Raw genomic sequence first — 13315 nt, forward strand, 5'->3', positions numbered from 1 at the left:
GTTCAGCCGCGCAGGGAGAAGCGGGCGAGCAGCGCCCGGGCGTCCTCGGCGCGGGCCGGGTTGCACATCACGTCGTAGCGGCCGGCGATGATCGAGCTGGTGCTGGTGAAGTCCCGCCGTCCCCGCGTCGCGGCGTACCCCATCGCGCCGAACAGCGCGCCGAAGACCAGGCCGATGAGCAGGCCGGAGAGCACCGAGCCGACCCAGCTCGTGCCGTCGGGCGCGAAGATGCCGAGCAGCAGGCCCACGAACAGGCCCCACCACGCGCCGCCGGCCGCACCGGCGGCGACCGCCCGGCCCATGGTGAGCCGCCCGGTCACCTGCTCGACCTGCTTGAGGTCCGAGCCGATGATCGTGACGTTCTCGACGGCGAACTTCTCGTCCGACAGGTAGTCGACCGCGGCCTGCGCCTGCTCGTAACTGTCGTAGGACCCGACCTGCACACCGCCGAGCGGCATGGACACCGACGCTGCCATGGGCACCTCCCACCCCCTGGACGGACGGCGGACACCCGGGGAGGTCCCGCCGCCAGCAGCCTAGGGGGTCAGCGGTGGCGGCGGACCCCGAAGACGATGTCCTCCCACGCGGGGATGCGGGCACGCGGGTCCTCGTTCTCGCCGTCCGGGCGGCCCAGGACGACGGTGTCGTGCTCGGCGATGTCGTCGTCGAACGCCGGGTCCGTGCGCCGTTCACCGCCCGGGGAGCCGTCGGCGGGCAGGACCGAGCGGACGTGCTCGTCCCCGGCGTCGGGATCGGCGTGCTCCGGGTGGTCGTCGTCGGCCAGCCGCGCGGAGGACGCGGGGGCGGCCACCCCGTCGTCGTCGGGGACGACGGCGACCGGCCGGCCGCGGTACACGGGGGCCGGGCGTTCGGTGGGCACGTCCGGGACCACCCGGACCAGGCGGGTGCCCTCGGCGAAGTCGGTCGTGGCGGCGTCGACCGGGGTGACGGTGCGCCCCGGGATGTCGTAGGCCCAGCGGGTGACGCCGGACTTCGCGCCGGCCTGCCAGGCGGCGGTCACCTGCCAGGCGCCGTCGGAGGAGCGGAAGGCGTCCCAGCGGACGGCGTCGAGGTCGGCGCCCAGCAGCCGCAGCCGTTCGGACATGAACTGCTGCAGCGGGACCGCCGGGGTGCCGTCGGAGAGGCGGACGCGGGCCTCGCGGGCCTGTTCGGCCACCCGCTCCCGCTCCTGCAGGACGGGGTGGGCGAAGCGCAGGATGCGCTCTACACGGATGCCTGAGGCCTGCGCCACCTGCTCCGGGGTCTCGCCGGCGCGGATGCGGGCCTGGATCACCCGGGGCGGGAGCGTGACCCCGATCTCGACGTCGATCTGGCCGAGTCGACGGGCGTCGCCGCGCGCGGCGGCACGGACCCGCTCGTCGATGGGGAGCTCGAAGCGCTCGCCCTCTTCGCCCGGTTCGGCGCCGTCCAGTGCGAGCACCAGGCTCGTGCCGTCGTCGGAGAGCGCCACGAGGCGCAGCGTGCGCATGGCGACCTCCTGGGGACTGCGTGGCACGGGCGGGGCCGGCCCGGACAGGACAGCCCGGCTCCCGAGGCTATCCGCGTGCGGCGGACGGACGTCGCAGGCTCGCCCGGCGTGGCGCAGGTACTGCCGGGCGAGCGGCGGAGGTCCTCGGCCCCGGCCAGGGGCCACCCCGATCCTGCGAGGGGCCCGGCAGGGGGGTCACCTCGGGGTTCTTCGTCAGAGCTGCTCGACGACGAAGTCGATGCAGGCGGTCAGCGCGCTGACGTCGTCCGGGTCGACGGCCGGGAACATGCCCACCCGCAGCTGGTTGCGGCCCAGCTTCCGGTACGGCTCGACGTCGACCACGCCGTTGGCCCGCAGCACCGTGGCCACTGCGGCGGCGTCCACGGACTCGTCGAAGTCGATCGTGCCGACGACGTAGGAACGCTGGTCGGGGTCGGCGACGAACGGCGTCGCGAACGACGACTGCTCGGCCCACCCGTAGAGGCGGCGGGCGGAGTCCTGGGTCCGGCTGACCGCACCGGAGAGCCCACCCAGCGACAGCAGCCAGCGGATCTGCTCGGCCAGCAGGAACAGCGTGGCCACCGCGGGGGTGTTGTACGTCTGGTCCTTGCCCGAGTTGTCGACCGCGATCGACAGGTCGAGGAACCCGGGGATCCAGCGGCCGGACGCCTTGATCTCGCCGATCCGCTGCAGGGCGTCGCCGGACATCAGCGCCACCCACAGCCCGCCGTCGCCACCGAAGTTCTTCTGCGGTGCGAAGTAGTAGACGTCGGTCTGCGACACGTCGACCGGCAGGCCGCCGGCGCCGCTGGTCGCGTCGATGAGCACCAGCGCGTCGTCGGTGCCCGCGGGCCGCTGCACCGGGGCCATGACGCCCGTGGACGTCTCGTTGTGGGCCCACGCGTAGGCGTCGACGCCCTCGGTCGCCGTCGGCAGGGCCAGCGAGCCCGGCTCGCCCTTGGCGATGACCGGATCGGCCAGGAACGGCGCCTCGGCCACCCCGGAGGCGAACTTCGCGGAGAACTCCCCGTAGGTGCCGTGCGCGCTGCGCTCCCGGATCAGCCCGATGATCGCGGCATCCCAGAACGCCGTCGTCCCGCCGTTGCCCAGCACCACCTCGTAGCCGTCCGGCAGGTCGAACAGCTCGGTCAGGCCCTCGCGCACCTGGCGCACCAGGCCCTTGACCGGGGCCTGGCGGTGGGAGGTCCCCATCAGAGAGGCGCCGCTGGTGGCCAGCGCCTCGAGCGCCTCGGGGCGCACCTTCGACGGGCCGCAGCCGAAGCGGCCGTCGGCGGGCAGGAGGTCGGCGGGGATGGTGATGCTCATCCGGGGGACTGCCTCTCGATGGTGAGGTGCTGGAACGGCCACCCCTCAGGGACCCGCGCCGAGCGGAGCGAGGCGTGGGGGAAGGGTGGTCCTTGTTCAGGCCGGCGTGGCCTCGTTGACGGCCTTGGTCCGGATGGTGTCCCAGCCCTCGACCTCCTCGGGCTTGCGCGGCTCCGGGCCGATGTAGCGGGCCGACGGGCGGACCAGCCGGCCGGTGTTCTTCTGCTCGAGGATGTGCGCGCACCAGCCGGCGGTGCGGGCGCAGGTGAACATCGAGGTGAACATGTGGCTGGGCACCTCGGCGAAGTCGAGGACGATCGCCGCCCAGAACTCCACGTTGGTCTCGACCGGCCGGTCGGGACGCCGCTCGCGCAGCTCCTTGAGCGCGGCCTGCTCCAGCGCCCGCGCGGCCTCGAAGCGGGGGGCGCCCAGTTCCTCGGCGGCCCGGCGCAGCACGCGGGCACGGGGGTCCTCGGCGCGGTAGACCCGGTGGCCGAAGCCCATCAACCGCTCCTTGCGGTCGAGCAGGTCCTTGACGTACTTGTCGGCGTCGCCGGTCTGCTCCACCTCGTCGAGCATGTGCAGCACCCGGGACGGCGCGCCGCCGTGCAGCGGGCCGGACATGGCGCCGATCGCGCCGGACAGGGCGGCGGCCACGTCGGCGCCGGTGGAGGCGATGACGCGGGCGGTGAAGGTGGAGGCGTTCATGCCGTGCTCGGCCGCCGACGTCCAGTACGCGTCGACCGCGGCGACGTGACGGGGGTCGGGCTCGCCCCGCCAGCGGACCATGAACCGCTCGACGATCGTGGCGGCCTCGTCGATCCGCTGCTGCGGCACGGCCGGGACGCCGATGCCGCGGGCGGACTGCGCGACGTAGGAGAGCGCCATGACCGCGGCCCGGGCCAGCTGGTCACGCGCCTCCTCCCCGCTGATGTCGAGCAGCGGCCGGTAGCCCCAGACCGGGGCCAGCATCGCCAGGGCAGCCTGCACGTCGACCCGCACGTCACCGCTGTGCACCGGGATCGGGAACGGCTCGGCCGGGGGGAGCCCGGGGCCGAACTTGCCGTCCACCAGCAGCGCCCAGACGTTGCCGAAGGTGACCTTGCCGACGAGGTCCTCGATGTCGACCCCGCGGTACCGGAGCGCGCCGCCGTCCTTGTCCGGTTCGGCGATCTCCGTCTCGAAGGCGATGACGCCCTCGAGGCCGGGTACGAAGTCGTCGGCCATCTCGCATGCTCCTCTGCGCGCGGGACACGTGCGCATCGGTGATGGCGCACGACTGCGCCTGCGACCCTAGGCCGTGCCGACACGCCCGGCACAGCGGGGGCGGCAGGCCGGCGCTGTGCGCGCCGGTCCGGCAGGCCGGTGACAGCATGGGCCGCGTGCCCGACCTCTCCCGCATGCGCAGGGACTACGAGACCCGGGGTCTCCGGGAGTCCGACCTCGCCCCGACCTGGGTGGAGCAGTTCGACCGCTGGTTCGCCGACGCGGTGGCCGCCGAGCTGCCCGAACCCAACGCCGTCGTGGTGGCGACGGCGGACGCCGACGGCGCCCCGGACGCGCGCATCGTCCTGGTGAAGGGCTACGACGAGTACGGCTTCGTCTTCGGCACCAGCTACGCCTCCACCAAGGGCGCTCAGCTCGCGGTCAACCCGCGCGCGGCGCTGGTCTTCCCGTGGCACGCGCTGCAGCGCCAGGTGCGGGTGGCCGGCCGGGTGGAGCGCATCGGCGCCGGCGCCTCCGACGACCTGTGGGACCCCCGTCCCCGTGGTGCCCAGCTGGCCGCCGCCGCGTCGGTGCAGTCGACCGTCGTCGACTCCCGGGAGGAACTCGTCGAGCGGCTGCGGCGGCTGGACGCCGAGACCCCCGACGGCGGGCTGCCCCGGCCGGAGGCCTGGGGCGGGTACCGGGTGGTCCCGGACCGGGTGGAGTTCTGGCAGGGCGGTGCCGACCGGCTGCACGACCGGATCCGGTTCGTCCGCGACGACCAGGAGGGCGGCGGCTGGATCGTGCAGCGGCTCGCCCCGTGAGCGGACAGGGGCGTGAGCATCGCAGCGAGGGACGAGCGAGGAGCGGAGCGCCCCGCGGGAGCGAACCAGTGGGCCCCGTGAGCGGACAGGGGCGTGAGCATCGCAGCGAGGGACGAGCGAGGAGCGGAGCGCCCCGCGGGAGCGAACCAGTGGGCCCCGTGAGCGGACAGGGGCGTGAGCATCGCAGCGAGGGACGAGCGAGGAGCGGAGCGCCCCGCGGGAGCGAACCAGTGGGCCCCGTGACCGGCCCGGTCGACCCGGTCGAGGGCGCCGGACCCGTCGAGGAGCCGGTCCCGGCACCGGCACCGCGCCGCGCGTGGGCCATCGACACCACCCCCCTGCGCAACCCCGACTACCGGCGGCTGTTCTGGGGCGTGGCGGCGACGATGCTCGGCCAGCAGATGACGCTGGTCGCCGTCCCGTACCAGGTCTTCGCCCTCACCGGCTCCTCACTGCTGGTCGGCGTCACCTCGATGGTCGCGCTGGTCCCGCTGATCGTCTTCGGCCTGCTCGGCGGTGCGATCGCCGACTCCATGGACCGCCGCCGGCTGATGCTCGTCACGGGCGTCGGCTCGGCCGTGACCAGCGCGCTGCTGGCCGTCCAGGCGCTGCTGCCGGGCGGCGGCAACCTGTGGCTGCTGTGGGTGCTCACCGCCTGCGTCTCCGGCTTCAGCGCGGTCAACCAGCCCACCCGCAGCGCGGTCATCCCCGCGATCGTCGGGGCGGAGGGGGTGCCGGCGGCCAACGCGCTGGCGATGACCGTCCGCCAGGTCGGGGTCATCGTCGGCCCCCTGCTGGCCGGCGTCCTCATCGCCGTCGGGGACCTGTTCATCACCTACGCCGTCGACGCGCTCGGCTTCGTCGTCGCCGTCCTGCTGCTGCGCGGGCTGCCCCCGCTGCCGCCCGGGCGCGTGGCCGGGACGCTGCGGCTGGGCGCGGCCGTGCGCGGAGTGGGGGAGGGCTTCGCCTTCCTGCGCACCCAGCCGGTGCTGCTCATGACCTTCGTCGTCGACGTCATCGCGATGTGCTTCGCCTGGCCCCAGGCGGTGTTCCCCGAGCTGTCGGAGGGCCGCTACGCCGACTCGCCCAACAGCCTGGGCTGGCTGTTCGCCGGTGTCTCGATCGGTGCGCTGCTCATGGGACTGACGTCGGGCTGGGTGTCGCGGGTCGACCGGCAGGGCGCCGTGGTGCTCGGCGCGATCGTGGTCTGGGGTGTGGCGATCATCGGCTTCGGCCTCGCCCCGTCGCTGTGGCTGGCCGTGCTGTGCCTGGCGGTCGCGGGCGCCGGCGACATGGTCAGTGCCGTGCTGCGCTCCTCGATGCTGCAGCTGGCCGCTCCGGAGGAGATGCGGGGGCGCATGCAGGGCGTCTTCCTCGTCGTCGTCGCCGGCGGCCCGCGCCTGGGTGACCTGCGCGCCGGCGCGATCGCCAGCGCGGCCGGGGTCAGCGCGGCGATGGTGTCCGGCGGCGTCGTGGTCGTGGTCGCGATGGTGGTCATCGCGCTCGTCGTGCCCTCGTTCTGGGCGTTCCGCGCCTCCCGCTCCACGTACGCGACGGTGCCCGCCGGGGAACCCCGGCCGTCCTCGCCCGCCCCCGAGAGTGGCGAGGGCCGGCCGGGGCCCACCGCTCCATGACCGGACCCGCCCGGTTCCGCCGGGCAGGGGCGGGGAGGGCGGGGTCGTCGCTCACGCCAGCGCGGAGGCGACCACCCGGAGGTCGGCGACGAGTGCGTCGTAGGCGGCGTCGCGGGCCTCGTCCGGGGTCCGCAGGACCGCCGAGGGGTGCGTGGTCGCCAGCATCCAGGTCTGGTGCGGGGCGTCCTCGTCGTCGTCGGCCGGGTCGGCGGGTGCCGCGCCCGGCGGCGCCCAGGGGACCAGCTGACCGCGGTCCTTGGTGATCCGGAAGGACGGCGAGATCAGCGCCTTCGCCGCGGTCGCACCCAGGCACACCACGACCTCCGGCTGCAGGACGGCGAACTCCGCCTCCAGCCACGGTCGGCACGCCCGCAGGTGCTCCGGCCGCGGTGTCTGGTGGATCCGCCGCTTGCCCTTCACGGTGTGCGAGAAGTGCTTGACGGCGTTGGTGACGTAGGCGTCGCGGCGGTCGATGCCGGCCTCGGCCAGCGCCTTGTCCAGCAGCCGCCCGGCCGGGCCCACGAACGGCTCGCCCCGGCGGTCCTCCTGGTCGCCGGGCTGCTCGCCGACGAAGACGATCCGCGCGGTCTCCGGCCCCTCGCCGAACACCGTCTGGGTGGTGTCCTGCCACAGCTCGCACGCCCGGCACCCCGCCGCGGCGGTGCGCAGGCCCTCCAGCCCGACCCCGGTCGGCGGCTGCGCCGGGACGTTCTCATCGGTCATGGACCGATGAGACCGCAGGTCAAGCCGGTCCGCAGGGCAGACTGGCGCGGCCCGCGTCCCACCCCGAGGAGCCGCCCGTGCGCACCGTCCACCTGCTCGGCGGCGGCTGGGACCCGTCGGCGACCGCGGCCCTGTACGGCCCGTTCCTGGAGTCGGGGGGCGGCACCCCCGCCGTGGCGACCGTCGTCCTCGACGAGGGGGACGGGCTCGCGCAGTTCCAGCGCTGGGCCGCCGTCCTGCGACGGACGGCGAGCTGCGAGCCGGTGCCCGTGCTGGTGCCCCTGGGCGGTCGCCTCGACGTGGCGGCGCTCGGCGACGCCGACGCGCTCCTGGTCTGCGGCGGCCTCACCCCCGCCTACGCCGCCGCCCTGGCCCCGGTCGCCGCGGAGCTGCGCGGCTGGCTGGCCGCGGGGGACCGCCCCTTCGCCGGCTTCTCCGCGGGCGCGGCGGTCAGCGCCGGCTCCGCCGTCGTCGGCGGGTGGCGCGCCGGCGGCGTCCCGGTCTGCCCGGAGGACGCCGCGGAGGACCTCGACGAGGTGGGCGTCGTCCCGGGGCTGGGCCTGGTGCCCTGGGCCGTCGACGTGCACTGCGCGCAGTGGGGAACCCTGCCGCGGCTGCTCAGCGCCCTCCCCGGCGTGCCCGGTGGCCAGGGGCTGGCCCTGGACGAGGACACCGCCGTGCACCTGGCCGACGGCGCCGGCCGGGTCGCCGGGCTGGGCACGGCCTGGCGGCTGGACCTGGCCGGGACGGCGACCGCCGTGACCGCCCTGCGCGCCGGCGAACCCGTGGGCTGACCTCGCGTCGGCGGCGGAACGGGCCCGACCGCACCGATACGGTCAGGCCCGACGAGGGGAGATCGCCGCAGTGCTGGAGTTCGACGAGTTGTACAAGGCCTACGGGCCCAACCGGGTGCTCGAGGGGGTGTCGTTCCGCGTCCGCCCCGGGTCGATGTTCGGGTTCTGCGGGTCCAACGGGGCCGGCAAGACCACCACGATGCGCATCGCGATGGGCCTGGCCCGCGCCGATGCCGGCGAGGTCCGCTGGCAGGGGCGTCCGCTGGACCAGGCGGTCCGCCGCCGGATCGGGTACATGCCGGAGGAGCGCGGGCTCTACCCCAAGATGAAGGTCGGCGAGCAGGTCGCCTACTTCGCCCGGCTGCACGGCCTCGACCGCGCCGCGGCCCGGCGGGCCGCCGACGAGTGGGTGGAGGTGCTCGGGCTCGGCCCGCGCCGGGGTGACGCGGTGGAGAAGCTGTCGCTGGGGAACCAGCAGCGGGTCCAGCTGGCCGCCGCGCTGGTGAGCCGGCCGGAGGTGCTCATCCTCGACGAGCCGTTCTCCGGCCTGGACCCCATCGGCGTCGACTCGCTGGCCGAGGCGCTGCTCGGCCAGGTCCGCCAGGGCGTGCCGGTGGTCTTCTCCAGTCACCAGCTCGACCTGGTCGAGCGGCTGTGCGACTCCGTCGGCATCCTCGCCCGCGGCCGGATGGTCGCCACCGGCACCGTCGACGAGCTCCGCCAGAGAGAGGCCGGCCAGCTGCTGCGCGTGGTCGTCCCGGACGCGGCGCCCGGCTGGGCGTCCGGTCTGCCGGGTGTCCGGGTCGTCTCCGAGCAGGCCGGTGACACCGTGCTGGAGCTGAAGGCCGACACCGACGACCAGGCCGTGCTGGCCGCGGCCCTGACCACCGGCCGGGTCGCCCACTTCGCCTGGCAGCAGCCGACCCTCGTGGAGTTGTTCCGGGAGGCCGTGGCGGCCACGACCCCGCAGGAGGTGGCGGCGTGAGCGCGCCGCAGGACGTCGGCAGTGCGGCGATGGTCCGGCTGGTCGCCGGCAGGGAGCTGTCCGCCCGCCTCCGGGACAAGAACTTCATCATCAGCTCGGTGTTCATCCTGGTGCTGCTGCTCGGCACGCTGGGCCTGCAGGTGGTGCTGAACTCCGGTTCCGAGGAGACGCGGGTGGGCCTCGTGGGTGAGGCCCCCGGGCTGGAGGAGGCCCTGGCGGCGCAGGGGCAGGCACTCGGCGTCGACGTCGTGGTGTCCCGGCTGGACGACGAGGCCGCGGCCCGCACCGCGATCGAGGACGGCGAGGTCGACGGCGTGCTCGTGGCCGACGGCGGACAGGGCCCGGAGCTGCTGGTCGAGCAGTCGGCGGACGGCTCGCTCCAGGCCGTCGTCCAGGGCGCGGTGGGGCAGGTCGCCGTGGCCGAGCAGCTGGCCGCGGCCGGCGTGACGGGCCTCGACGTCCCCGAGGTGACGGTCACCGCGCTCGACCCGGACGCGGACCGCGACGGCCAGCGCGTGGTCGTCGCGATCATCGGGACCGGCCTGCTCTACGGCCTGCTGATCCTGTTCGGCCAGTTCGTGGCCCAGGGCGTGGTGGAGGAGAAGTCCAGCCGGGTGGTGGAGCTGCTCCTGTCGAGCATGAAGCCCTGGCAGCTGCTCGCCGGGAAGATCCTCGGCCTCGGCCTGCTCGGACTCGCCCAGATCGTGGTCATCGCGGTGGTGGGCGTCGCCGGTGCGCTGGCGTTCGACCTCGTCGACATCCCCGGCGAGCTGATCGGGACCGCGGTCTCGGTGGTGCTGTGGTTCGTGCTCGCCTACGCCCTGTACGCCTCGATCTTCGCCGTGGCCGCCTCGCTGGTCAGCCGGCAGGAGGACCTCGGCACCGTCATCATGCCGACCACGCTGGTCCTCGTGGCCGGGTTCATCGTCGGGATCCAGGCCGCGGCCAACCCCGACGGCACCCTCGCCGTCGTCACCTCGTTCATCCCGGGGCTCTCGCCGCTGGTGATGCCCGTCCGCCAGGCGGCCGGGGAGGTCGCCGCCTGGGAGGTCGGCCTGGCCGTCGTCCTCGCGGCCGTCGCGGTGGCGCTGGTGGTCCGCGTCGGCGGCCGGGTCTACGCCGCCTCGCTGCTGCGCACCGGCGGGAAGACCAAGCTGCGGGAGGCGCTGCGCGCCGAGCGCGTCTGAGGGAGGACCCCCCCGCCGGTCCCGCCACGCGCAGGCTCGCGGCGCGACCGGCGCGACCGGCGGGGGCCGCGGCGGCCGGCGGGTTCACCCGTCCGACCGCCGGGTAGCCCGCGCCGCATGGCGATGCAGCTGGGCTACACGATGATGACCGAGCAGGCCGGGCCGAAGGACCTCGTCAGCCACGTGGTCGGCGCCGAGCAGTCCGGCTTCGACTTCGCGGTCAGCAGCGACCACTACTTCCCGTGGCTGGACGAGATGGGGCACGCGCCGCACGCGTGGACGGTGCTCGGCGCCGCCGCCCAGGCCACCAGCCGCATCCCGCTGATGACGTACGTGACCTGCCCGAGCTTCCGCTACCACCCGGCCGTCGTCGCGCAGAAGGCCGCGACGCTGCAGCTGCTCGCCGACGGCCGCTTCACCCTCGGCCTCGGCGCGGGGGAGAACCTCAACGAGCACGTCGTGGGCGCGGGCTGGCCGCCGGCCGACGTCCGGCAGGAGATGCTGGTCGAGGCGATCCAGATCATCAGCGACCTGTTCGACGGTGGGTACACCAACTCCCGCGGCGAGCACTTCGACGTCGAGTCGGCCAAGCTCTTCGACCTCCCCGAGAAGCGGGTGCCGATCGCGGTCGCCGCCGGCGGGCAGCAGGCCTCCACCATCGCCGGGGAGCTGGCCGACGCCCTGATCGCCACCGAGCCGAAGCCGGAGCTGGGAGAGTGGTTCGACGCCGCCGGCGGGGCCGGCAAGCCGCGCATCGGGCAGATGCCGATCTGCTACGACACCGACCGCGCCGCCGCCGTCACCCGCGCGCACACGCTGTTCCGCTGGTTCGGTCTCGGCTGGAAGGTCAACGCCGAGCTCCCGGGCACCCAGGCGTTCGACGCGGCCAGCCAGTTCGTGCGGGAGGAGGACGTCGCCGGGAGCATCCCCTGCGGGGACGACGTCGACGCGGTGATCGCGTCGGCGAAGGCCTACGCCGACGCCGGGTTCACGCACCTGGCGCTGGTGCAGATCGGCGGCGACCACCAGGCGCCGTTCCTCGAGTGGAGCCGGCGGGAGCTGCTGCCCGCCTGGCGGGAGGCGTTCGGCGGGTGAGTGGGGGCACCGCCTCCGAGGGGTGAGACGCCACCGTCGGGGGACGACGCCGCGACGGGCCCCGGTGATGATCACCGCATGGGGAAGGACCTCGACGGGCGCCTCCGTCGGCTGCGCGCCTGCCGGGACGCCGACGCGATCATCGAGCTGGGCTGCGACCTGGCCGACGCCGGGCGCGACCAGGACGCCGAACTGTGCTTCCGCCGCGCCGCCGAGCTGGGGGCGGCGCTCGGCTGGTTCAACCTGGGCAACTCCCTGGCCGCCCGCGGCCGCGTGGAGGAGGCAGTCGACGCCTACGAGCAGGCGCTGGAGGGCGGGGAGGCCGAGGCGTGGGTCAACCTCGGGCTGGTCCTCGAGGAGCTCGGTGACCTGGCCGGTGCCATGCGCGCCTACGAGGGCGCCGGCGCGGCCGGGGACGCCCTGGGCGGCCTGCAGCTGGCCTTCCTCCTGTACGACCAGGGGCAGCGGGACGAGGCGCTGGTCGTCGCCGGCGAGCTCGCCGCGAGCGGGGACGCGATGGCCGCGGCCGTCGTCGCCGCCTGGCGGTGGGGCGCCACGCACGACCCGGCCCTGGAGGCCGACCTGCGCGACGGTCAGGACGCCTTCCCCGGTGCCCGCGTCGGCCTGGCCCACCTGCTGCGCGAGACCGGCCGACCGGTCGAGGCGCGGTTCACCCTCGAGCGGGGGGCCAAGCGCGGCGAGCTGCAGGCCTGGCTGCCCCTGGGCAACTTCTACGCCGAGCAGCTCGGGGACGAGGAGGCCGCCGAGGAGGCCTACCGGGCCGGGATCACCGCCGGGGACACCTACTGCCACCACAACCTCGCGGTGCTGCTCGCCGACCGCGGCGACCTCGAGGGTGCGGTCGAGCACTTCAGGCTGGGCGCGGCCGACGGCGACCACCTCGCCGCTCAGGCGCTGCGCGAGCTGGGGGCCTGAAGGAGGACCCCGCGGTCTTGCGGCTCCGTCCCGCGACCGGCTCCCTGCAGGGCCCCGCCGCGAGCCTGCGAGCGGTGGGGGCAGGGGGTCCTTCTACTGGCGGAGGGCCCCGAGCGGCCCGCGGTAGGGCGACGCCGGCGGGCCGGTTCCCCCGGGGCGGACGGTGAACAACCGGCCGGCGTCGGGCTGCGCCGCGCGGGCGGCGTCGTCCATCCCCTCGGCCGACGTGCTCACCACCAGCAGGTCCCGCCCGGGCCCGGCGAAGGCGCAGCTCGACGTCTGCGCCACGGACACCTCGACGACGGCCAGCAGTTCTCCGTCGGGTGACCAGCGGCGCACCTGCCCCCCGCCCCACAGCGCCGTCCAGAGGCAGCCCTCGTCGTCGACGGTCAGCCCGTCGGCGACGCCGTCGTCCCCGGCGAGGTCGAGGAGGACGCGGCCGCGGCTGAAGCTGCCGTCGGCCGGGTCGTAGTCGAAGGCGTGCACCAGGCCGGGGCCGGAGTCGGCGAGGTAGACGGTGCGCTCGTCGGGGGACCAGCCCAGGCCGTTGGAGACGGTCAGGCCGTCGAGCACGGTGGTGACGGTGCCGTCGAGGTCGAGGCGGTAGAGCGTGCCGGCGCCGGGTCGCTGGTCGAAGGCCATGGTGCCGGCGAAGAACCGGCCCGCCCGGTCGCACTTCGCGTCGTTCATCCGCGTCCCGCCGCCGGTCTCGGTGCCACCCTCTCCGGCCAGGTCGATCACCACCCGCGCGGTCCCGTCGGCCGCCAGGTGGGTGAACCCGCCGCCCGCGGCGAGCAGCCACCCGCCGGCCGCGGCCGGGACGACGGCGCCGACGGTGTCCCCGCCGCGGAGGGCCGGCCCGCTCTCGGTGAGGGTGCCGTCGGCCCCCACCGCGGCCCGCCGGACGAGCCCGGCGGGGATGTCCACCCAGAGCAGCTCACCGCGCTCGGCGTCCCACGTCGGTCCCTCGCCGTGGTCGGCGGGGGAGAGGGCGGCCGGGACGCCGGTCAGCGTGCGCACGGACCCATCGTGCGGGCCGCCGGTGCGGGTGCGCGCGGTGACCCGCGTGGCCGCACACCGGAGCCGTCGGCGTCCCGAGGTCTGGGACGGGACACG

General features: G+C 75.2%; 13 protein-coding genes. 7 read left to right on the forward strand and 6 right to left on the reverse strand.

Annotation, left to right across the window (positions count from 1 at the left end; genetic code table 11):
• Nucleotides 1-2: 2 nt before the first annotated feature.
• The 4 genes from CRP39_RS13730 to CRP39_RS13745 form a co-directional block, all read right to left on the reverse strand.
• The gene (locus CRP39_RS13730; protein ID WP_097206921.1) at nt 3-476 is read right to left on the reverse strand and encodes a YflT domain-containing protein; all 474 of its coding nucleotides are present in this window, start codon (nt 474-476) and stop codon (nt 3-5) included.
• 68 nt (nt 477-544) lie between these two features.
• Nucleotides 545-1489 carry a septation protein SepH gene (sepH, locus tag CRP39_RS13735; protein WP_097206922.1) on the reverse strand — a complete coding sequence of 315 codons (945 nt, stop codon included), beginning with the start codon at nt 1487-1489 and terminating at the stop codon, nt 545-547.
• Between the two features lie 213 nt (nt 1490-1702).
• Nucleotides 1703-2815 (reverse strand): phosphoserine transaminase, encoded by a 1113-nt coding sequence (gene serC, locus CRP39_RS13740; RefSeq protein ID WP_097206923.1) that lies wholly within the window; start codon nt 2813-2815, stop codon nt 1703-1705.
• Nucleotides 2816-2911: 96 nt separating this feature from the next.
• Nucleotides 2912-4042 (reverse strand): citrate synthase 2, encoded by a 1131-nt coding sequence (locus CRP39_RS13745; RefSeq protein ID WP_097206924.1) that lies wholly within the window; start codon nt 4040-4042, stop codon nt 2912-2914.
• A gap of 146 nt (nt 4043-4188) precedes the next feature.
• Between CRP39_RS13745 and pdxH the strand changes: the two genes are divergently transcribed.
• Nucleotides 4189-4845 (forward strand): pyridoxamine 5'-phosphate oxidase, encoded by a 657-nt coding sequence (gene pdxH / locus CRP39_RS13750; RefSeq protein ID WP_097206925.1) that lies wholly within the window; start codon nt 4189-4191, stop codon nt 4843-4845.
• Nucleotides 4846-5075: 230 nt separating this feature from the next.
• On the forward strand, nt 5076-6479 hold the full coding sequence (locus CRP39_RS13755) for an MFS transporter (RefSeq protein WP_245853848.1): 1404 nt from the start codon (nt 5076-5078) through the stop codon (nt 6477-6479).
• Between the two features lie 51 nt (nt 6480-6530).
• Here the strand turns inward: CRP39_RS13755 and CRP39_RS13760 are convergent, their stop codons facing one another.
• Nucleotides 6531-7202 (reverse strand): UdgX family uracil-DNA binding protein, encoded by a 672-nt coding sequence (locus CRP39_RS13760; protein ID WP_097206926.1) that lies wholly within the window; start codon nt 7200-7202, stop codon nt 6531-6533.
• A 77-nt stretch (nt 7203-7279) separates the two neighbouring features.
• On the opposite strand from CRP39_RS13760, the gene CRP39_RS13765 reads away from it, so the two are divergent.
• The 5 genes from CRP39_RS13765 (at nt 7280) to CRP39_RS13785 (ending at nt 12199) form a co-directional block, all read left to right on the forward strand.
• Nucleotides 7280-7996, forward strand: coding sequence for a type 1 glutamine amidotransferase family protein (locus tag CRP39_RS13765; RefSeq protein ID WP_097206927.1), 717 nt, complete (start codon nt 7280-7282; stop codon nt 7994-7996).
• A 70-nt stretch (nt 7997-8066) separates the two neighbouring features.
• Nucleotides 8067-8981, forward strand: coding sequence for an ABC transporter ATP-binding protein (locus CRP39_RS13770; RefSeq protein WP_097206928.1), 915 nt, complete (start codon nt 8067-8069; stop codon nt 8979-8981).
• Complete coding sequence (locus CRP39_RS13775) at nt 8978-10168, forward strand: ABC transporter permease (protein WP_245853849.1); 1191 nt, start codon at nt 8978-8980, stop codon at nt 10166-10168. Before CRP39_RS13770 ends, CRP39_RS13775 begins: the two co-directional genes overlap by 4 nt.
• A gap of 117 nt (nt 10169-10285) precedes the next feature.
• Nucleotides 10286-11263, forward strand: a complete 978-nt coding sequence (locus CRP39_RS13780) for a TIGR03557 family F420-dependent LLM class oxidoreductase (RefSeq protein WP_097206929.1) — start codon at nt 10286-10288, stop codon at nt 11261-11263.
• 78 nt (nt 11264-11341) lie between these two features.
• A complete protein-coding gene (locus CRP39_RS13785) occupies nt 11342-12199 on the forward strand; it encodes a tetratricopeptide repeat protein (RefSeq protein ID WP_097206930.1) in 858 nt (285 codons plus the stop codon).
• 93 nt (nt 12200-12292) lie between these two features.
• Here CRP39_RS13785 and CRP39_RS13790 read toward each other — a convergent pair whose 3' ends face one another.
• Nucleotides 12293-13219 carry an SMP-30/gluconolactonase/LRE family protein gene (locus CRP39_RS13790; protein WP_097206931.1) on the reverse strand — a complete coding sequence of 309 codons (927 nt, stop codon included), beginning with the start codon at nt 13217-13219 and terminating at the stop codon, nt 12293-12295.
• Between the last annotated feature and the right edge of the window lie 96 nt (nt 13220-13315).

The organism is Geodermatophilus sabuli (assembly GCF_900215145.1).
GTDB classification, from domain to species: Bacteria; Actinomycetota; Actinomycetes; order Mycobacteriales; family Geodermatophilaceae; genus Geodermatophilus; species Geodermatophilus sabuli.

Bases quoted from the DNA above. Each gene is read 5' to 3' on its own strand.
- serC (WP_097206923.1), bottom strand. From the start codon at position 2,815: ATGAGCATCACCATCCCCGCCGACCTCCTGCCCGCCGACGGCCGCTTC.
- CRP39_RS13745 (WP_097206924.1), bottom strand. From the start codon at position 4,042: ATGGCCGACGACTTCGTACCCGGCCTCGAGGGCGTCATCGCCTTCGAG.
- sepH (WP_097206922.1), bottom strand. From the start codon at position 1,489: ATGCGCACGCTGCGCCTCGTGGCGCTCTCCGACGACGGCACGAGCCTG.
- CRP39_RS13780 (WP_097206929.1), top strand. From the start codon at position 10,286: ATGGCGATGCAGCTGGGCTACACGATGATGACCGAGCAGGCCGGGCCG.
- CRP39_RS13730 (WP_097206921.1), bottom strand. From the start codon at position 476: ATGGCAGCGTCGGTGTCCATGCCGCTCGGCGGTGTGCAGGTCGGGTCC.
- CRP39_RS13760 (WP_097206926.1), bottom strand. From the start codon at position 7,202: ATGACCGATGAGAACGTCCCGGCGCAGCCGCCGACCGGGGTCGGGCTG.
- pdxH (WP_097206925.1), top strand. From the start codon at position 4,189: ATGGGCCGCGTGCCCGACCTCTCCCGCATGCGCAGGGACTACGAGACC.
- CRP39_RS13785 (WP_097206930.1), top strand. From the start codon at position 11,342: ATGGGGAAGGACCTCGACGGGCGCCTCCGTCGGCTGCGCGCCTGCCGG.